A 19,822-nucleotide genomic window follows, 5' to 3' on the forward strand; every position below is an offset into this window, starting at 1 on the left:
CACCTACTTCCTGCAGCCAATAAAAAACCCCGGAACAAGTCCGGGGTTTTCATCACATCACACTACACAATCACTCCTGGCTAGCCAGTTTGTGCTCGAGGTAATGAATGTTGACGCCGCCTTTGCAGAAACCTTCATCACGCACCAGGTCGCGGTGCAGTGGGATGTTGGTCTTGATGCCGTCGACGACGATCTCGTCCAGCGCATTGCGCATGCGCGCCATGGCTTCTTCGCGGTCCTTGCCGTAGGTGATCAGCTTGCCGATCAGCGAGTCGTAGTTCGGTGGAACCGAATAACCGCTGTACAGGTGCGAATCGACGCGAACGCCGTTGCCACCCGGTGCGTGGAAGTGCTTGACCGTGCCTGGGCTCGGGATGAACTTCTTCGGGTCTTCGGCGTTGATCCGGCACTCCAGGGAGTGACCACGGATCACCACGTCTTCCTGGCGGAACGACAGCTTGTTGCCAGCGGCGATGCTCAGCATCTCCTTGACGATGTCGATGCCAGTGACCATTTCCGACACCGGATGCTCAACCTGTACGCGGGTGTTCATCTCGATGAAGTAGAAGTTGCCGTTCTCGTACAGGAACTCGAAAGTACCCGCACCGCGGTAGCCGATTTCGATGCACGCATCGACGCAACGCTTGAAGACTTCCTGACGGGCCTTCTCGTCGATGCCCGGTGCCGGCGCTTCTTCCAGTACCTTCTGGTGACGGCGCTGCAGCGAGCAGTCACGGTCGCCCAGGTGGATGGCGTTGCCCTGGCCGTCGGACAGTACCTGAACTTCCACGTGACGTGGGTTGGTCAGGAACTTCTCCAGGTAGACCATCGGGTTGCCAAACGCAGCACCGGCTTCGGTACGGGTCAGCTTGGCCGAGGAAATCAGGTCCTCTTCCTTGTGCACCACACGCATGCCGCGACCACCACCGCCACCGGCGGCCTTGATGATCACCGGGTAGCCGACGTCACGGGCGATTGCCAGGGCGACTTCTTCGTCTTCCGGCAGCGGGCCATCAGAGCCCGGTACGGTCGGAACGCCCGACTTGATCATCGCGTCCTTGGCCGAAACCTTGTCGCCCATCAGGCGAATGGTGTCGGCTTTCGGGCCGATGAAGGCGAAACCGGATTTTTCTACCTGCTCGGCAAAGTCGGCGTTTTCAGCCAGGAAGCCGTAGCCCGGGTGGATCGCGGTGGCGCCGGTGACTTCGGCGGCAGCGATGATCGCCGGGATGTGCAGGTAGGAACCTTTGGAGGGCGCAGGACCGATGCAGACCGACTCGTCTGCAAGACCCAGGTGCATCAGTTCGCGGTCAGCCGTGGAGTGCACGGCGACGGTCTTGATGCCCAGCTCTTTGCAGGCACGCAGGATCCGCAGGGCAATTTCCCCGCGGTTGGCGATCAGGACTTTTTCGAGCTTCGCAGACATCGTTGGCTCTCCGCGGTTCAAACGATGGTGAACAGCGGCTGGTCAAACTCAACCGGCTGGCCGTCTTCTACCAGGATGGCGTCGATGACACCGCCGAACTCGGCTTCGATGTGGTTCATCATCTTCATGGCTTCGACGATGCACAGGGTGTCGCCCTTTTTCACCGACTGGCCAACTTCAGCGAAGTTCGGCGAGGTTGGCGATGGTTTGCGGTAGAAGGTACCAACCATCGGCGAACGCACCACGGTGCCTTTCAGGGCCGGGGCAGCGGCTTCGGCGACCGGGGCAGCAGCAGCGGCAGCGGCCGGGGCAGCTACAGGTGCGGCAGCCATCGGGGCCGGTGCGTAGAACTGCTGAGCTGCTGGGGTCTTGCTGTGACGGCTGATACGGACCGACTCTTCGCCTTCCTTGATCTCCAGTTCGTCGATGCCAGACTCTTCCAGCAGTTCGATCAGTTTCTTGACTTTACGGATATCCATTAATCATCAACTCCCAAGGTTCGGTCAGGGGGCGTAATTGAAAACGTGTCTAGAACGTTTCTCTCAAACCCCGGCCCACTTAGGCCAGGGTCTCTGTCATCAGGGCTGTGCGTTGGCAGCCAGTTGTTCCAGCGCGGACTCCAGGGCCATGCGATAACCGCTGGCGCCCAGGCCGCAAATCACCCCTACGGCCACATCGGAAAAGTAGGAGTGGTGGCGGAACGATTCGCGTTTGTGCACGTTGGACAGGTGCACTTCGATGAATGGGATGCTCACCGCAAGCAATGCGTCACGTAATGCGACACTTGTGTGGGTGAAAGCAGCCGGATTGATCAGGATGAAGTCCACACCCTCGTTGCGTGCGGCGTGAATACGGTCGATCAGTTCGTATTCGGCATTGCTCTGCAGGTATTGCAGATGGTGGCCTGCGGCGCGGGCACGTTGCTCCAGGTCCTGGTTGATCTGGGCCAGGGTCACGGCGCCGTAGTGGCCCGGCTCGCGGGTACCGAGCAGGTTGAGGTTGGGGCCGTGAAGCACCAGTAGCGTAGCCATCTGCGGATTCCTTGGATTTGTAGGGCAATTCGACACAGCGCGGCGAGTGTGCCGCAAAGCGACGGCAAGTGTCCAGTTCCCGGCAATAGCCAGCACGATGTCCGAGATTCGCGCGAAGTATGTGACCGGATGATTAAATCCGGTCACTGTGCAGAGGATTTTCTGCGGCCCGCCGGAAGTTATAGACCGAGTTTGCCGCGCACGCGCGCCAGAACCTCGGCAAAATCGCCGGCGTTTATCTCGCCAATGACCCGATCGCTGGTCATTTCGCTGCCGTTCGCTGCAAAGAACAGCAGCGCGGGCGGGCCGAACAGTTGGTAGCGATCGAGCAGGGTGCGCTGCTCGGCATTGCTGTCGGTGATGTCGAAGCGCAGCAGCTTGAACGCGCCCAGCTGCGCTTGGACCTGCGCGGCGTTGAGCACTTCGTGCTCGATCACCTTGCAGCTGATGCACCAGTCGGCGTACCAGTCGAGCAGCACCGGCTGGCCGGCGGCCTTGGCCTGGGCCAGGGCGGCGTCCAGCGCGGCGGGGGTAGTGATGGTCTGCCAGGCATCCGCGGGGGCGGTAGGGCCAGCACTGCCAGCAGCCACGCCGGGCGCCGGCAAGGGGCGCAGCGGGTCGCCCTGGCCATTGAGCGCCCCGTACCAGCAGGCCAGGGCGTACACCAGCAAGGCCAGGCCCAGCAGTTGTGCCAGGCGCTGGCGCGGGGTTTTGATAACGAACTCCACGGCGCCGAGGAACACCGCCACACCGCCGGCCAGGAAGCCGACCAGCAGCAAGGTCAGCGGCCCGGGCAGTACGCGGCTGAGCAGGCCGATGGCCAGGCCCAGCAGCAGCACACCGATGGCGTTTTTCACCGTGTTCAGCCACGGGCCGCTCTTCGGCAGCCAGGCCGCGCCGCCGGTGGCCACCAGCAGCAGCGGCGCACCCATGCCAAGGCCCAGGGCGAACAGCTTGAGCGCACCGCCCAAGGCATCACCACTGGCGCTGATATAGAGCAGGGCACCGGCCAGCGGTGCCGACACACAGGGCGACACCAGCAGGCTGGAAAGTACGCCCAGCACCGCTGCGCCGAGCAACGAGCCACCCTTGGTGCGGCTGGCGACGTTGTCGAGGCGGTTGCTCAAGGCTTGCGGCAGCTTGAGCTCGAACAGGCCGAACATGGCCAGGGCGAACACCACGAAAAACAGCGCGAAGGGCACCAGCAGCCAAGCCGACTGCAGGCGCGCCTGCAGGTTGAGGCCGGCACCGAACAGGCCCATCAGCGCGCCCAGTGCCGCGAAGCTGACCGCCATCGGCAGGATGTACGCCAGTGACAGCGCCAGCCCGCGCAGCCCACCGACCTGGCCGCGCAGGACCACGCCCGAGAGAATCGGCAGCATCGGCAGTACGCAGGGGGTGAAGGTCAGGCCGACGCCGGCGATGAAGAACAGCAACAGCGATTTCCAGTTCCAGCCCTGTTCACCGGCCGCCGGCGCAACAGCGGCGGCACCGCCTTCGCCGTCGATGCTCAGGCGCTCGGTTTCCGGCGGGTAGCACAGGCCCTTGTCGGCGCACCCCTGGTAACCCACCAACAGGGTGAACGCGCGTGAATCGGTGCGGGGTAGTTCGATGTCGAGCACGCCGTGATACACCTCGACGTCACCGAAGAATTCGTCGTGCTTGGCTTCGCCCTTGGGGATGTTGGGCGTGCCCAGGGCCACGTCGGCCGGTTCCGTGCGGAACTGGAAACGGTGGCGGTATAGGTAGTAGCCGTCGGTGGCGACGAAGCGCAGTTTGATGTGCTGGGCGTCGGCCTGGATCAGGCTGAGCTTGAATGCTTCGTGAACGGGCAGGAAATCTGCGGCGTTGGACAAGGAAGCGGCGCCGAGGGTGGCGCTTGGGCGGTTGTCGAGCAGGCCCGTAGCGAAGGCAGGGCTGGCCAGCAGCAGGAACAGCAGGAGAAACAGGCGGCGCATGGCGGACTCGCGAGGTGGAACGTGCTGGGCATGATAACGGAGTTGGTCTGGATTTGGCGTGTGGCGTCTGGGCGAGCGACACATGGCCGCTGTTGCTTGTATCGCCTGTACCGGCCCCACAGGCAGACGATCAGACCCTGAACGCACGCACAGCCGTGCTCAGCTCGCTGCCCAGGTTCAGCAATTGCTCGCCTTGCTCGCGCCCCTCGCCAATGCGCTGCAAATTGTCCTCACCCAACGCATGAATCCGCTCGCTATGGTCGCGAATCTCGCTCACCGCGCCGCTCTGCTGAGCCGTGACATCGGCAATGCGCACTGCGGTATCGGCAATGGTGCCAATGGCGCGGACAATTTCGTCCAGCGCGCCGTCAGCGGCCTGGGCCTGGCTGGCAGTGGCCTCGGCATGTTCGAGTTGCGCCCGCATGCCCGCCACCGAGCCCTTGGCCGCCTGCTGCAAGCGGTCGATCAGCGCCTGGATCTCGCCCGTCGCACCGGTGGTGCGTTGTGCCAGGGAGCGCACTTCGTCAGCCACCACGGCAAAGCCGCGGCCCATTTCGCCGGCGCGCGCAGCTTCGATCGCGGCGTTGAGGGCCAGCAGGTTGGTCTGCTCGGCAATCGAGCGAATCACCGTCAACACACCACCAATGGTGGCAGACTCTTCGGCCAACTGTTCGATCATGCGGGCATTGCCCTGCACCTCGTCGACCAGTTCACGCAAACCGGACAAGCTCTGGCCGATCACCGCCTGGCCGCGTTCCACCGCACGCCCCGCATCATGGCTGGCGTCGGCGGCGGCGCTGGCATCGCCGGCCACTTGCTGGATGGTGGCCTCCAGTTCAGCGAGCGCGTCGCGGATCTGCCCCGTATCGCCGGCCTGGCGCTCGGCCCCGTCGTGCAGGGCGGCACTCATGCCGGCCAGGGCGTGGCTGCTGCCGGCCACCTGCTCGGCGTTGTGGCGCAGGGTGCCGACCAGGGCCACGAGGTACTGGCGCAGGCGGTTGAGCGATTCCTGTATGTCGTGCAGCTCGCGGTTGGTCTTGCCCAGGGCGATGGGTTCGGCGAAATCGCCCTCGGCCCATTGCGACAGGGCCGGAGCCAGGCTGGTCAGGGTTCGCGCCAAGTGCCGCTGCAGGGTGTCGATGAGCAGGGCGATCAGCAGGATCAGGCCGATCATCAGGCCTTGGCTGATACGCACTTCGGCGGCGATCCGGGCATGCTCGCCGCGGACCTGCGGCTCCAGCCCGGCGATGGCCTGTTGCACCGCTTCCAGGCGCTGGCCCGCGCTGGCGGCCAGGGCGGCGCGGCGTTCGATCTGCTCGCGGGTGCGTTGCAGTTCGGCCGGGTAGCGATTGAGCAGGCTTAGCAGTTCGCGCTTGAGGCCGACGGCGATGTCTTCCTGCTGCTCGCTGGCTTGGGTCTGCAGGCCCATCATGGCGGCGAAATCGTCGGCATTGGACTCGGCCGCTCGGGTCACGCCAAGCAACGGCAGGCTGTCGATGGCCTGGGCCTGGGCGCGGATCAGTTGCAGTTCGCGCTCCACTTCATCGGCCAGTTCAGGGCGGCCACTGCTGACCAGCTTGTCGCGGGCCAGCGACAGGCGCCCGAGGTGCACGGTGGCGTCGAGTAGCGGCAGCAGGTAGCGGTCGGCCTCGGCACTGCTGCTGTCCCGGGCGTAGCCGGCCAACTGTTCGAAGTTGGCCCCCAGTTCGCGCTCGGCCTGCAACAGCAGCGCTTGCGGGTCACCGGCCAGCTTGCCGGCCGCCAGCAGTTCGTCGGCGGTAAAGGCCTGCAGGCTGTCGAGGCTGGGGCGCAGTGTGCCGGCCAACGCCTCGGGCCATTCGGCCAAAGCCGCTTGCAACTGCTGGTTGGCCTCCATGGCGGCGGCGTGGCGCAAGGCGTCACCGCTGCCCAGGTAGGCCTGGATGTTGCGCGCAGCCTGGTTCTGGAACTGCTGGGACAGGCCCAGGTAGCGCTCCATCATCTGATAGGGGCGCTCCAGGGCACGCTGCGACCACCACAGGGTCGCGCCCAGGGCGATGCAGACGGTCACCAGCAACAGGGTGTTGAAATTGGTCAGCCACTTCAGGCGCATAGCCGCGAACTTCCTGCGGGGAGTGGGAGAAGTAAGCGCCTGAAGTTATTGCGGTTTTGTTACGCAGTGATGACGGCTGGGGCTCGCTGTGAGAAATAGATGGCATTTGGCCTTTATCGGCCCCTGCAAAGGCCTAGGGTTCGACCCGCACCACGCAGTTACGCCCCGCATGCTTGGCCCGGTACAACGCCTCGTCAGCCGCACTGGCCATGGTCAGCGCATCCAGCTCATCGTCCAGTTGCACCACGCCTGCGCTGAACGTGCAGTTCAGGTCACGCGGCTGCGCCGGATAAAGAATTTCGGCAAACCGCCGCCGGATCTCGTCCAGCACCTTGTGCGCGGCATCCAGTGCGGTATTGGGCATGACGATGGCGAACTCTTCGCCACCATACCGGCCAATGAAATCGGTCTTGCGCAGCCGTTGCTTGAGGAACAGTGCCAGGCTCTTGATCACCCGGTCGCCCATCGGGTGCCCGTGGCGGTCGTTGATCTGCTTGAAACGGTCGATATCGAGCATGGCGAAGCTCAGCGGCTGCTGCTCGCGCCGGGCGCGGTAGCTGCAGTCTTCGAGCAATTGCAGGATGTGGGTGTGGTTGTACAGCCCGGTTAGGCTGTCGCGGACCATGCGTGACTTGAGGTGGCGGGCTCGGGCGGCGCGGTTGCGCACGGTGGTGATCAGGTGGCGCGAGCGAAACGGCTTGGTCAGGAAGTCATCGCCGCCCTCGCTCATGGCATCGAGCTGCTTGTCCAGGTCGTCCTCGGCCGACAGGTAGATGATCGGCACACTGACGTAGCGGTCATTGTGGCGGATCACCTTGGCCAGCTCCGGGCCGGTGCAGGCCGGCATGTACAGGTCGAGGATGATCAGGTCGGGCTGGAAGTCGGCCAGTTCCGCCATGGTGCGGATCGGGTCGGTCAGGCTGCGGGTGATCATGCCCGCGCTGGCGAGCACGCGCTCGGTGTGCAGGGCCTGGGTGCGCGAGTCGTCGATGATCAATACCCGCAACGGGTCGTGCGGGGTCGCGCTGGTCAGCAGTTCGACCTTTTCCAGCAGGCTGGAGGCTTCCAGCGTGCCGGTGAGGAACTCCTTGCCGCCGGCGCGCACCGCCGCCAGGCGGGTAGGGGTATCGGTTTCGTGATGGCTGAAGAACAGCAGCGGAATGGGCTGCGGCAAACCCTGCTGAGCCTGGGCCTGAGCTTGGGCTGCCAGGAGCAGGCCCTGGCCGCTACCGGTGAAGTCCACGTCCATGACGATGGCCGAAGGCGGGCATTCACTGAGCGATGCGTGGAAGGCATCGGCACTGAACAGGGGCTGCACGCCAAGGCCGAAGAACTCCAGCTGTTGGGCCAGGCGCTGGGCACGCTCGTGGTCCTGCAAAAGGATGTACACCGGCTTGCGCAGGGGCAGCGGCACCTGGTTGAGCGGGTCATCCTTGCGCAGGCCGGTACGCGACAGGTGCTGGGCGGGGCACTGCTGGCTCGGATCGACTGCTTGGCTCATGTCCTGGCTACTTTTGGGTGGGTGGTATGCAGGTTCGATGATGGCTCTATGCTAGCAGCTCTTTACCTTTGGGTGAGTGCCCTCCATCAACAAAGGGTTTAGAACGAATATTCAGTTACAGACCCACTGGTCGCTTATGCGTACGGCAGTGTCTGCTTTATAGTGCAGCGACGCGGGCTTGCCGTGGCACCCTGGCGCACGCCTGTGGTCAAAGCCCCTGAACCGTCGAGACTGATTAAGGACAATGCCATGCTGGACTGGAAAAACCGCGAGGCCAAAGCCGAACCCCGCGAGCGTGTTGATGGCCGTGGCGCCGCCGCCCGTAGCTACCTGGGCGGGCTCTGGAGCCGTGCTCTGGGTACCCTGATCGGCCTGTACCTGTTGGTCTGCATCGGCCTGGGTTGGTACTGGAGCCAGGAGCCGGAGCTGTTCCCGGTGCAGCAGAACGCCCAGACCGCGGCCGAGCGCAATGGCCAGCAGATGGTGGTCGGCTACACCACCATCGAAACCCTCAAGACTGTCGCCGGTACCCTGCTGAACAAGCCGGGCGGTTACATCTCCAACGACCGCTTCCCGCCGGGGCTGTGGATGGACAACATGCCGAGCTGGGAATACGGCGTGCTGGTTCAGGTCCGCGACCTGTCCCGTGCCCTGCGCAAGGACTTCGCCCGTTCGCAGTCGCAGTCCACCGAAGACGCCGACCTGGCCAAGGCCGAGCCGCGCTTCAACTTCGACAACAAGAGCTGGATCCTGCCGTCGAGCGAGTCGGAATTCGAAGAAGGCATCAAGTCGCTCAACCGCTACCAGACCCGCCTCGCCGCTGGCGACAAAGGCGCGATCTTCTACACCCGTGCCGACAACCTGAATAACTGGCTGGGCGATGTGGCCACCCGCCTGGGTTCGCTGTCGCAGCGCCTTTCGGCCAGCGTTGGCCGGGTCAAGCTCAACACCACCCTGAAGACCGAGTCGGTGCAACCTGGCCAGGCGCCGCAGGTTGACGAGGAGGTGGTCGAAACCCCATGGCTGCAGATCGACAACGTGTTCTATGAGGCCCGTGGTCAAGCCTGGGCGCTGTCGCACCTGCTGCGTGCCATCGAGGTCGACTTCGCCGACGTGCTGGCGAAGAAGAACGCCACCGTTAGCGTGCGCCAGATCATCCGTGAGCTGGAAGCCTCGCAGGAAGCGCTGTGGAGCCCGATGGTGCTGAATGGCAGCGGCTTCGGCATGTGGGCCAACCACTCGCTGGTCATGGCCAACTACATCTCCCGCGCCAACGCTGCGGTCATCGACCTGCGTCAGCTGCTGTCGCAGGGCTGATCGTGGTCATCAGCACCAAGGAGGCCGCCCACCGGGCGGCTTCCGACCGTGAGCTGGTCGCCTGGGTCGACGAGGCCGATCAGGTACTGGGTGCCCTGCCCAGGGCTGAGCTGCGTGAGCGCGGCCTGATCGGCCGTTGCACGTTCATCTTGCTGTTCAATGGCGCCGGTGAGTTGTGCGTGCACCGGCGTACTTTGAGCAAGGCGCTGTACCCTGGGTACTGGGATGTAGCTGCAGGCGGCATGGTGACGGCGGGCGAGGGGTATGCCGAATCGGCAGCCCGGGAATTGGCCGAAGAGCTGGGTGTCGATGGCGTTGCGTTGCGCTTTCATGAGCGCTTCTACTTCGACCAGCCTGATAACCGCTTGTGGTGTGCGGTGTATTCGGCGGTGTCCGATGCGCCTTTGCGCTTGCAGCCGGAGGAGGTGAGCGAGGCGCGGTTCATCAGCCTGGAGCAGGCCCAGGCAGAAAGCCTGGGCATGCCGTATTGCCCGGACTCGTTGGCGGCGTTGCAGCGGTATAGAGCCAGTCTGTAGGTGCGGGTTTAGCCGCAAGAGGCCGTCCCAGACACCTGCGTTTCATGGCAAGGGCTACGCCCTTGTTCGCGGGTAAACCCGCTCCTACACAAGCCCCCGATTTATCGTTACACTGCGCGCCCTTTTCGGGCTGCCGCAGGATCTTGCGGCAGTAGCGCCGCCCCTGCCAGAGTGGGGCTTCGCGGTCGGCTCCCGCCGACCAGTTTTTGTCCTCAGCACAGAGGAACAAAAGTGGCCAAGAAAGCTTCTTCCTTCGCCGCCCTTGGCGGTCTCGTTTACTCCACCGATGCCGGTCGGCACTGCCCCGACTGTGGCCAGCCGGTGGATGCCTGCACCTGCAAGCAGCAAGTCGTCCCCGAGGGGGATGGTACTGCCCGTGTGCGCCGTGAAAGCAAAGGCCGCGGTGGCAAGACCGTGACCACTGTCACCGGCGTGCCGCTGCCCCTCGATCAGCTCAAGGAGCTGGCCACCACGCTCAAGCGCCGCTGCGGTACTGGTGGCGCCTTGAAGGACGGGGTTATCGAGATTCAGGGCGACCATGTCGAGCTGTTGATCGGCGAGCTGACCAAACAGGGTTTCAAAGCTAAAAAGTCCGGCGGCTGAGGCCAGCGCGCGATTTTTTGCCCAGTGCTTTCTAAACTCGTTCCTGTTGGCAGGGTCTACCCCTGAACCGGACGAACCGTCATTTTCAGCTTTTACACTGCGCCGGCCCTTTTGTTGGGGCAGTGTCTTCGACTTATCTATAGGGGACTTGAATGTCCGTACGACGCACACGCAAAGACGATGGTAGCCAATGGACCGTGGCCGACAGCCGCAGTGTTTACGGCATCCGCCATTGGGGCGCTGGTTATTTCGCCATCAATGAAGCCGGGCGCGTCGAAGTGCGCCCCAATGGCCCCCAGAGCGCGCCGATCGACCTGTTCGAGCAGGTCGACGAGCTGCGCCAGAGCGGCCTGTCGTTGCCGTTGCTGGTGCGCTTCCCCGATATCCTGCAAGACCGCGTACGCCAGCTGACCGGTGCGTTCGACGCCAACATCGCGCGCCTGGAGTACCAGAGCCAGTACACCGCGCTGTACCCGATCAAGGTCAACCAGCAGGAAGCGGTGGTGGAAAACATCATCGCCACCCAGAATGTCTCGATCGGCCTTGAGGCCGGCTCCAAGCCTGAGCTGCTGGCGGTGCTGGCGCTGGCGCCGAAGGGCGGCACCATCGTCTGCAACGGTTACAAGGACCGCGAGTTCATTCGCTTGGCGCTGATGGGCCAGAAGCTGGGCCACAACGTGTTCATCGTCATCGAGAAGGAGTCCGAGGTCGCCCTGGTGATCGAGGAGGCCGCCGAGCTGAAGGTGAAGCCGCAGGTGGGCTTGCGTGTGCGCCTGTCTTCGCTGGCTTCGAGCAAGTGGGCGGACACCGGTGGCGAGAAGTCCAAGTTCGGGTTGTCTGCCGCCCAGCTGATTTCGGTGGTGCAACGCTTCCGCGATGCCGGCCTGGACCAGGGCATCCGCCTGCTGCACTTCCACATGGGCTCGCAGATCGCCAACCTGGCCGACTACCAGCACGGCTTCAAGGAAGCCATCCGTTACTACGGCGAGCTGCGTGCGTTGGGCCTGCCGGTCGATCACATCGACGTCGGCGGTGGCCTGGGTGTGGACTACGACGGCACCCACTCGCGCAATGCCAGTTCCATCAACTACGACATGGATGACTACGCCGGCGTGGTGGTGGGCATGCTCAAGGAGTTCTGCGACGCGCAGGGCCTGCCGCACCCGCACATCTTCTCCGAGAGCGGCCGTTCGCTGACCGCGCACCACGCCATGCTGGTGATCCAGGTGACCGACGTCGAGAAACACAACGACGACGTGCCGACCATCGAGAACAAAGAGGCCCTGCCGCAGACCGTGCAGTGGCTGGCCGACCTGCTCGGCCCGACCGACATCGAGATGGTCACCGAGACTTACTGGCGCGCCACCCACTACATGGGTGACGTGGCGGCGCAGTATGCCGATGGCAAGATCAGCCTGGCCGAGAAGGCCCTGGCCGAGCAGTGCTACTTCGCCGTGTGCCGTCGCCTGCACAACTCGCTGAAGGCACGCCAGCGTTCGCACCGTCAGGTGCTGGACGAGCTCAACGACAAGCTGGCCGACAAGTACATCTGCAACTTCTCGGTGTTCCAGAGCCTGCCGGACACCTGGGCCATCGGCCAGGTGCTGCCGATCATCCCGCTGCATCGTCTGAATGAGGAGCCGCTGCGTCGTGCGGTGCTGCAAGACCTGACCTGTGACTCCGACGGCAAGATCAACCAGTACGTCGACGAGCAGAGCATCGAGACCAGCATGCCGGTGCATGCGCTCAATGAGGGTGAGGACTACCTGCTGGGCGTGTTCCTGGTCGGCGCCTACCAGGAGATCCTGGGCGACATGCACAACTTGTTTGGTGACACCGACTCGGTGAACATCTACCAGAACGCCGATGGCAGCGTGTACCACGCCGGTATCGAGACCCACGACACCATCGAAGACATGCTGCGTTACGTGCACTTGTCGCCGGAGGAGTTGATGACTCACTACCGCGACAAGGTGGCCAGCGCGAAGATCAGCGCGCGTGAGCGGACCCAGTACCTTGATGCCTTGCGCCTTGGGTTGACCCGCTCTTCGTACTTGTCTTCGTGATCGTTGGGGCCGCTTGGCGGCCTTGCGTCGCGAAATGAGGGCGAAGCCCTCACCGAGGTCACCCCCGGTCTTTACCTGCTGACATTGGCTGGGTGCAGAACGTCGGCATAGCTGGCAACGGGGTTACCATGATCGGGCACTACGCAAAGAAGATGATGTAAAAGCCGCAGCGCGTTACATCGTCGCCAATCCCATTCGTGCCGGTCTGGTGCAGCGTGCTGGCGAGTACTCACATTGGGATTGTGTGTGGCTGTAGGTCAGCAGGTGAGGGCTGCGCCCTCATTTCGCGACGCAAGGCCGCTCCTACAGGCATCGCATAACCTCTATAGGAGCGGCCTCGGCACTACCGAATCCACAACCCCTTTTGCTGCAACCGCCACCCAACCCACCCCAGCGTCACCGCCCGCAGCGCCATGAAGCCAAGAAACGCCAGCCACAACCCATGGTTGCCAAACCCGCTCATGCCCCACGCCACCGGCAGCGCAAGCACCACCGAAATCAGCATCGCATTGCGCATTTCCCTGGCCCGCGTGGCGCCGATGAACAGCCCGTCCAGCAAGTAACTCCACACCGCCACCAATGGCAGCACCGCCAGATACGGCAGGTACGGATAAGCCGCCGCCCGCACGCTGTCGATATCGGTCTGCAGGTCGATGAACAGATGCCCCCCCAGCAGGAACAACACGGCAAACCCGACGCTGGTGATCAGCGACCACTCACACGCCACGACCAACGCGCGGCGTAGGCTGGTGTGGTCGCGCGCACCAATGGCGTGCCCGCACAAGGCCTCGACAGCATGGGCCAGGCCATCGAGGGCGTAGGCGGTCAGCAGCAGGCCATTGAGCAACAATGCGTTGGCGGCCACCGTCGCTTCACCCAGGCGTGCGCCTTGCACGGTGATCAACAGAAACACCAGCTGCAAGGCCAGGCTGCGCAGGAAGATATCGCGGTTGACGGCCAGCAGTGGCCGCCATGCCTGCCAGCGCTTCAACGCCGCCCAGGCGATGTGCCCAGGGTAGGCGCGCAGGGCCGGGCGGGTCAGGGCCAGCCCCAGCAGCGCGGCGCTCCATTCGGCGATCACCGACGCCCGCGCCGAACCCAGCACCCCCCAGTCCAGGCCGAGTACGAACCACAGGTTGAGCACGATGTTCAGCAGGTTGGTCGTCAGCAGAATGGCCAGCGGCGCCCTGGCATTCTGGGTGCCCAGGAACCAGCCGACCAGCGCGTAGCTGGCCAATGCAGCAGGCAGCCCGAACAGGCGAGTGTGGAAGAAATCTTCGGTGGATTGCTGCAACGCCGCGCTGGGCTGCATCGCATGAAGTGCAAGCTGGCTGAAGGGCAGCGCCAGCAGGCCGATGATCACGGCAAAGCCCACGGCCAGCAGCAGCCCTTGCACCAGCACCTGGCGCAATGCTGCGCCGTCGCCGCGGCCGGCAGCCTGGGCTGCGAAGCCGGTAGAGCCCATGCGCAGAAAGCCCATCAGGCCGACCATGAAGGTGAACAGGGTGGCGCCCACCGCCACTGCGCCCAGCTGATGGGCATGGGGCAGGTGGCCAATGACGGTGCTGTCGACCAGCGCCACCAGCGGTACCGAGATATTGGAGAGGATCATCGGTGCGGCCAGGCCCCAGACCTTGCGGTGGGTAGGGCGGTCGCGCCAGTCGGTGGTGAGGGAGCTCATCGGTGTCCTAAGGTCATGGGGGCTGCGTTTGCAGGCCACAGTGTACCGGCCAGGCAACCAATGCGCGCGAACGCGGTCTCACCTGGCGCTCGACCTCGGGTGATGCGCCCGGCGTTGCGCTATAGTTGCTGCCCTCACGTACACGCTGCCAAAGAGTTCCCACACCATGTTCAACAAAGGATTGTTGCTGGCCTGCGCGCTGGCGTTGCTCAGTGCTTGTGACTCATCTGCGCCGGACAAACCGGCGCCGGCCGAGAAACCGGCAGCCACCACGCCCGCCGAGGTGCAACCGGCCAAGCGCGAAGACCCCGCCGTGCTCGCCAAGCGCTACGAGGGCCGCGCGCTGACGGTGCTGGATGTCTCGGAAGTGCAGCTCGATGGCGCCAGCACGTTGTCGATCAGCTTCTCGGCGCCGCTGGATGCCAAACAGGACTTTGCCGCCAAGCTGCACCTGGTCGACACTGTCAAAGGCAAGGTCGATGGTGCCTGGGAACTCTCCGACAACCAGATGGAGCTGCGCCTGCGCCACCTCGAGCCGCAGCGCAAGCTGGTGCTGACCGTCGACAAAGGCCTGCTGGCGGTCAACGGCCAGCAGCTCGACAGCGAGTCGGTGACCCGCCTGGAAACCCGCGACATGCAGCCGACCATCGGCTTTGCCAGCCGCGGCTCGCTGCTGCCCACGCGCCTGGCCGAAGGCCTGCCGGTGATCGCCCTCAACGTCGACAAGGTCGATGTCGAATTCTTCCGCGTGAAGCCCGAGATGCTGTCGACCTTCCTGGTCAACTGGGGGCGCAACAGCAGCCTGTATTCCTACCAGTCCAAAGAAACCCTGGCCATGGCCGAGCTGGTCTACAGTGGCCGTTTCGACCTCAACCCGGCGCGCAACACCCGCGAAACCGTATTGCTGCCGATCGCCGGGATCAAGCCGCTGCAGGCGCCGGGTGTGTACCTGGCGGTGATGCGTGCTTCTGGCACTTACGATTATTCGCAGCCGGCCACCCTGTTCAGCCTCAGCGACATCGGCGTCTCTGCGCACCGCTTCCGCGACCGCCTCGACGTGTTCGCCCAGGCCCTGGAAGGGGGCAAGGCGATGAAAGACGTCAACCTTGAGATACACGATGAGAAGGGCAAGCTGTTGGCCCAGGCCAAGACCGATGGCGAAGGCCACGCCCAGCTGCCGATCACGCCCAAGGCCGATACCTTGATTGCCACCCAGGGCGTGCACACCACCTTGCTGCGCCTGAACACCGCAGCGTTGGACCTGGCCGAATTCGACATCACCGGCCCTCAGGCCAACCCTTTGCAACTGTTCATCTTCGGCCCACGCGACCTGTATCGCCCGGGCGAGACCGTGCTGCTCAACGGCCTGCTGCGCGATCAGGATGGCAAGCCGGTCAAGGCCCAGCCCGTCAGCGTGGAAGTACGCCGCCCCGATGAGCAGGTCAGCCGCAAGTTTGTCTGGGAGGCCGATGGCAATGGCCTGTACCAGTACCAGTTGCAACTGGCCAGCGAAGCACCGACCGGTCGCTGGCAATTGCTGCTCGACTTGGGGGGCGGGCGCAAGCAGGTCTACGAGTTTCTTGTCGAAGACTTCCTCCCCGAGCGCCTGGCGCTGGAGCTCAAAGGCAGCAGCACGCCGCTTGCGCCTGATCAGGACGCGCACATCCAGGTCGATGGGCGCTACCTCTACGGCGCGCCTGCCGCAGGTAATCGCCTGAGTGGCCAGGCCTACGTGCGCCCGTTGCGCGAAGCAGTGCCGGCGCTGCCGGGTTACCAGTTCGGCTCGGTCACCGAAACCGAGCTGAACCAGGACCTGGAGCTGGACGAGGTCACCCTCGACCAGGCCGGCAAGGCGGTGGTCGATATCGAAAGCCGCTGGGCCGAAGCCCGCTCGCCGCTGCAACTGACCGTGCAGGCGAGCCTGCAGGAGTCCGGTGGCAGGCCGATCACCCGTCGCCTGGAACAGCCGATCTGGCCGGCCGAGCGCTTGCCTGGCCTGCGCGGGCTGTTCGAGGGTGAGGAGACCGACAGTGACGGCCCGGTGGAATTCGAGTTCCTGGTCGCCGACCGTGACGGCAAGAAGCTTGCGGCCAACGACCTCAAGGTGCGGCTGATTCGCGAACGCCGTGACTACTACTGGAACTACTCGCAGAGCGACGGCTGGAGCTACAACTTCAACGAGAAATTCCTCACCCAGAGCGAGCAGACCGTCAGCGTCAAGGCCGGCTCGACCGCCAAATTGTCGTTCCAGGTCGAGTGGGGCCCTTACCGGGTCGAAGTCGAAGACCCGGAAACCGGCCTGGTCTCCAGCGAGCGCTTCTGGGCCGGCTACCGCGCCCAGGACAACGCCGAAGGCGGCGCGGTGCGCCCGGACCAGGTCAAGCTGGCCCTGGACAAACCCTCCTACGCCGATGGTGCCTCGGCCAAGGTCACGGTAACGCCGCCGGCAGGCGGCAGCGGCTACCTGATGATCGAGTCCAGCGATGGCCCGCTGTGGTGGCAGGAAATCGACGTGCCGGCCGAGGGCAAGACCTTCGACGTGCAACTGGACAAGCAATGGGCACGCCACGACTTGTACATCAGCGCCCTGGTAATTCGCCCCGGCGAGCGCAAGGCCAATGCCACGCCTAAACGCGCCGTGGGCGTGCTGCACCTGCCGCTGGACCGGGCCGAGCGCAAGCTCGCGGTCAGCCTGCAAGCACCGGAAAAAATGCGCCCCAAGCAGCCGCTGACGGTGAAGTTCAAGGTGGCCAAGGCCGATGGCAGTGCACCCGCTGCGGGGCAGCAGTTGCATGTGCTGTTGTCTGCGGTTGACGTGGGCATCCTCAACATCACCGACTTCAAGACCCCCGACCCGTTCGCCAGCCTGTTCGGTCGCAAGGCCTATGGCGCTGACCAACTGGACATCTACGGCCAGTTGATCGAAGCCGGCCAGGGCCGTCTGGCCAGCCTGGCATTCGGCGGTGACGCCGCCATGGCCAAGGGTGGCAAACGCCCCAACACCACGGTGACCATCGTCGCGCAGCAGAGCCTGCCGGTCACCCTGGACGAGAAAGGCGAAGGCCAGGCCACAGTCGATATCCCCGACTTCAACGGCGAGCTGCGGCTGATGGCCCAGGCGTGGACCGAGGATCACTTCGGCATGGCCGAGGGCAAGACGGTGGTCGCCGCGCCGTTGATCGCCGAACTCTCGGCGCCGCGCTTCCTCGCCGGCGGCGACCGCACCAGCCTGGCGCTGGACCTGGCCAACCTGTCCGGCCAAGCCCAGCAACTGAATGTCGAAATCAGCACCGAAGGCCAGTTGAGCCTGGCCACCAGCGCTGTGCACAGCGTTGCCCTAGCTGAAGGCCAGCGCTCCACGCTGATGATCCCGGTGCAGGCCCAGGGTGGTCTGGGCCAGGGTAAGGTGAAGGTGCGCGTCAATGGCCTGCAATTGCCGAACGAGCCGGCAACGGCCTTCGAGCGTGAGTGGACCTTGGGCGTTCGCCCGGCCTACCCGGCAATGCTCAAGCACTACCGGGTGGCGCTGAAGGACCAGCCATGGGCGTTGCCCGAGGCTGACCTGGCGGCCTTCGAACCGGCGGGCCTTGAAGCCAGCCTGGTGGTGTCGAGCCGGCCGCCGCTGAACCTGGCCGAACAGATCCGCGCCCTCGAAGCCTACCCGTATGGTTGCCTTGAGCAGACCACCAGCGGCCTGTACCCGTCGCTGTACGCCGATGCCGAAAGCCTCAAGCGCCTGGGTATCAAGGGCGAGCCGGCCGATGTGCGCAAACGCAAGATCGAGATGGGCATCGAGCACCTGCTGGGCATGCAGCGTTACAACGGCAGCTTTGGCCTGTGGAGCTCGGACAGCGAGGAGGAGTACTGGTTGACCGCCTATGTCACCGACTTCCTGCTGCGTGCCCGTGACCAGGGCTACGGCGTGCCGGCCGAAGCGCTGAAGAAAGCCAACGAACGCCTGCTGCGCTACCTGCAGGAACGCAACCTGATCGAGGTCGACTACAGCGAGAGCGCCGACCATACCCGCTTCGCCGTGCAGGCCTATGCTGCGCTGGTCTTGTCGCGCAACCAGCAGGCACCGCTGGGCGCCTTGCGCGGGCTGTTCGAACGCCGCGCCGACGCCCGCTCGGGTCTACCGCTGGTGCAACTGGCCGTGGCGCTGGACAAGATGGGCGACAAGCCACGCGCCGAGCAGGCCTTGCAAGCCGGGTTGGGCATCAGCCGCAGCAAGGGCTGGATGGCTGACTACGGCAGCACCCTGCGTGACCAAGCGTTGATCCTGGCGCTGTTGCAAGAAAGCAACCTGGCCAGCAACCAGGTCGACCAACGCTTGTTCGCGCTGTCTGACGAGCTGGCGGCCAACCGCTGGCTGTCGACTCAGGAACGCAACGCGCTGTTCCTTGCCGGCCGTGGTTTGCTCGGCAAGCCGGAGGGCAAGTGGCAGGCGCGGCTGGACAGCGCAGGCGAAATCCGCGAGCTCGACAACGCAGCGTCGGGCCTCAAGCTCGAAGGCCCGTTGCTGGCTTCGCCGTTGACGGTGCAAAACCAAGGCAGCGAGACGCTCTACCAGCAGCTGACCCTCTCTGGCTACCCACGCCAGGCGCCAGCGGCTGGCGGCAATGGCATGGAGATTCGTCGCGAGTACCTGGGCATGAACGGCCAACCACTGGACCTGCACAACCTGCGCAGTGGCGACCTGGTGTTGGTGCACCTGGCGCTCAAGGCCAAAGAGCGTGTGCCGGATGCGTTGGTGGTCGACTTGCTGCCGGCGGGGCTGGAGCTGGAAAACCAGAACCTGGCACAGAGCGCCGCCAGCCTGGACAACGCCAGCAGCGCGGTAAAGGAGTGGCGTGAGTCGATGCAGAATGCCAGCGTGGTGCATCAGGAGTACCGTGATGACCGTTATGTGGCCGCGCTCAAACTCGATGGCTATGCCACCACGCACCTGCTGTACCTGGCACGGGCGGTAACGCCGGGCACCTATCGGGTGCCGCCGCCGCAGGTCGAGTCGATGTACCGGCCGAACCTGCAGGCTGTGGGCGATGGGCAGGGCGAGATGACCGTCAACGCCCGCTAAGCCACTGCTGCCCCGCGTGCTTGGGTTGTTGTAGGAGCGGCCTTGCGTCGCGAAAGGGCCGCAGCGCGGCCCCAGCGATATCAAAGTTAACGCCGAAATCCTGGGGCCGCTCCGCGGCCCTTTCGCGACGCAAGGCCGCTCCTACACACACACCCACACCCACACCCAAAAAACACATCAAAGCGAGGGGCGGCAGGGCCTCAGTGAATCACCCAGCTCATCACCCACAACCCCAGCACCAGCCAGATGATCCCGAGGATGATCGACGCCCGCATGAAGGCACGGATGGCCGAGTACAGCAGCATCAGGCCAACCACCAGGGCAAGGATGCTGACCAGCGAGGTGTCCATGCCCAGCGTGCGCGCCAGGCCATCGATGAAATTGCCCCCGGCATTGGCCAGCAGGTTGAACAGCCCGCTCAATGCGTCGACGATAACTCGGATCAACGAACCCAGTGCCTGGCCCAGCCACTCGAAAAAACCTTCTACATGCATAGTTGCTTCCTGATCGACACGTCGGCGAGTTTGCCGTTTC

At 64.3% G+C, this 19,822-nt stretch carries 13 protein-coding genes and 1 pseudogene; 6 read left to right on the forward strand and 8 right to left on the reverse strand.

Features of this window, described 5'->3' with window-relative positions:
• Nucleotides 1-70: 70 nt before the first annotated feature.
• From accC to LOY26_RS02890, 6 genes are all read right to left on the reverse strand, one after another.
• Nucleotides 71-1,426, reverse strand: a complete 1,356-nt coding sequence (gene accC / locus LOY26_RS02865) for an acetyl-CoA carboxylase biotin carboxylase subunit (RefSeq protein WP_033703398.1) — start codon at nt 1,424-1,426, stop codon at nt 71-73.
• Nucleotides 1,427-1,443: 17 nt separating this feature from the next.
• On the reverse strand, nt 1,444-1,905 hold the full coding sequence (gene accB / locus LOY26_RS02870; protein ID WP_033703397.1) for an acetyl-CoA carboxylase biotin carboxyl carrier protein: 462 nt from the start codon (nt 1,903-1,905) through the stop codon (nt 1,444-1,446).
• Between the two features lie 99 nt (nt 1,906-2,004).
• Complete coding sequence (gene aroQ / locus LOY26_RS02875) at nt 2,005-2,457, reverse strand: type II 3-dehydroquinate dehydratase (RefSeq protein WP_258714376.1); 453 nt, start codon at nt 2,455-2,457, stop codon at nt 2,005-2,007.
• A 179-nt stretch (nt 2,458-2,636) separates the two neighbouring features.
• Nucleotides 2,637-4,415 (reverse strand): protein-disulfide reductase DsbD, encoded by a 1,779-nt coding sequence (locus LOY26_RS02880; protein WP_186666307.1) that lies wholly within the window; start codon nt 4,413-4,415, stop codon nt 2,637-2,639.
• 130 nt (nt 4,416-4,545) lie between these two features.
• Nucleotides 4,546-6,507, reverse strand: a complete 1,962-nt coding sequence (locus LOY26_RS02885) for a methyl-accepting chemotaxis protein (protein WP_258714377.1) — start codon at nt 6,505-6,507, stop codon at nt 4,546-4,548.
• Nucleotides 6,508-6,640: 133 nt separating this feature from the next.
• Complete coding sequence (locus LOY26_RS02890) at nt 6,641-8,008, reverse strand: diguanylate cyclase (protein WP_186666318.1); 1,368 nt, start codon at nt 8,006-8,008, stop codon at nt 6,641-6,643.
• Nucleotides 8,009-8,257: 249 nt separating this feature from the next.
• Here LOY26_RS02890 and LOY26_RS02895 point away from each other — a divergent pair, with 249 nt between their 5' ends.
• The 5 genes and pseudogenes from LOY26_RS02895 to LOY26_RS02915 all read left to right on the forward strand — a co-directional run.
• Nucleotides 8,258-9,325, forward strand: coding sequence for a DUF2333 family protein (locus tag LOY26_RS02895; RefSeq protein ID WP_033703391.1), 1,068 nt, complete (start codon nt 8,258-8,260; stop codon nt 9,323-9,325).
• A 2-nt stretch (nt 9,326-9,327) separates the two neighbouring features.
• Nucleotides 9,328-9,861 (forward strand): NUDIX hydrolase, encoded by a 534-nt coding sequence (locus tag LOY26_RS02900; RefSeq protein WP_033703390.1) that lies wholly within the window; start codon nt 9,328-9,330, stop codon nt 9,859-9,861.
• Nucleotides 9,862-10,092: 231 nt separating this feature from the next.
• Complete coding sequence (locus tag LOY26_RS02905; protein WP_033703388.1) at nt 10,093-10,464, forward strand: translation initiation factor Sui1; 372 nt, start codon at nt 10,093-10,095, stop codon at nt 10,462-10,464.
• A gap of 152 nt (nt 10,465-10,616) precedes the next feature.
• On the forward strand, nt 10,617-12,530 hold the full coding sequence (speA, locus tag LOY26_RS02910) for an arginine decarboxylase (protein ID WP_033703387.1): 1,914 nt from the start codon (nt 10,617-10,619) through the stop codon (nt 12,528-12,530).
• Nucleotides 12,531-12,621: 91 nt separating this feature from the next.
• Nucleotides 12,622-12,786: pseudogene (locus tag LOY26_RS02915) on the forward strand (transposase); the annotation flags it as partial.
• A gap of 87 nt (nt 12,787-12,873) precedes the next feature.
• On the opposite strand, the gene LOY26_RS02920 reads toward LOY26_RS02915, so the two are convergent.
• The gene (locus LOY26_RS02920; RefSeq protein ID WP_258714378.1) at nt 12,874-14,211 is read right to left on the reverse strand and encodes an MATE family efflux transporter; all 1,338 of its coding nucleotides are present in this window, start codon (nt 14,209-14,211) and stop codon (nt 12,874-12,876) included.
• Nucleotides 14,212-14,377: 166 nt separating this feature from the next.
• On the opposite strand from LOY26_RS02920, the gene LOY26_RS02925 reads away from it, so the two are divergent.
• Entirely contained in the window at nt 14,378-19,288 is a 4,911-nt protein-coding gene (locus tag LOY26_RS02925) for an alpha-2-macroglobulin (RefSeq protein ID WP_258714379.1), read from the forward strand.
• A gap of 200 nt (nt 19,289-19,488) precedes the next feature.
• Here the strand turns inward: LOY26_RS02925 and LOY26_RS02930 are convergent, their stop codons facing one another.
• On the reverse strand, nt 19,489-19,782 hold the full coding sequence (locus tag LOY26_RS02930) for a hypothetical protein (protein WP_033703383.1): 294 nt from the start codon (nt 19,780-19,782) through the stop codon (nt 19,489-19,491).
• Nucleotides 19,783-19,822: the final 40 nt, after the last annotated feature.

Source organism: Pseudomonas sp. B21-047, from assembly GCF_024748775.1.
GTDB lineage: Bacteria > Pseudomonadota > Gammaproteobacteria > Pseudomonadales > Pseudomonadaceae > Aquipseudomonas > Aquipseudomonas capeferrum.

Bases quoted from the DNA above. Each gene is read 5' to 3' on its own strand.
- accC (WP_033703398.1), bottom strand. From the start codon at position 1,426: ATGTCTGCGAAGCTCGAAAAAGTCCTGATCGCCAACCGCGGGGAAATT.
- accB (WP_033703397.1), bottom strand. From the start codon at position 1,905: ATGGATATCCGTAAAGTCAAGAAACTGATCGAACTGCTGGAAGAGTCT.
- aroQ (WP_258714376.1), bottom strand. From the start codon at position 2,457: ATGGCTACGCTACTGGTGCTTCACGGCCCCAACCTCAACCTGCTCGGT.
- LOY26_RS02880 (WP_186666307.1), bottom strand. From the start codon at position 4,415: ATGCGCCGCCTGTTTCTCCTGCTGTTCCTGCTGCTGGCCAGCCCTGCC.
- LOY26_RS02885 (WP_258714377.1), bottom strand. From the start codon at position 6,507: ATGCGCCTGAAGTGGCTGACCAATTTCAACACCCTGTTGCTGGTGACC.
- LOY26_RS02890 (WP_186666318.1), bottom strand. From the start codon at position 8,008: ATGAGCCAAGCAGTCGATCCGAGCCAGCAGTGCCCCGCCCAGCACCTG.
- LOY26_RS02895 (WP_033703391.1), top strand. From the start codon at position 8,258: ATGCTGGACTGGAAAAACCGCGAGGCCAAAGCCGAACCCCGCGAGCGT.
- speA (WP_033703387.1), top strand. From the start codon at position 10,617: ATGTCCGTACGACGCACACGCAAAGACGATGGTAGCCAATGGACCGTG.
- LOY26_RS02920 (WP_258714378.1), bottom strand. From the start codon at position 14,211: ATGAGCTCCCTCACCACCGACTGGCGCGACCGCCCTACCCACCGCAAG.
- LOY26_RS02925 (WP_258714379.1), top strand. From the start codon at position 14,378: ATGTTCAACAAAGGATTGTTGCTGGCCTGCGCGCTGGCGTTGCTCAGT.
- LOY26_RS02930 (WP_033703383.1), bottom strand. From the start codon at position 19,782: ATGCATGTAGAAGGTTTTTTCGAGTGGCTGGGCCAGGCACTGGGTTCG.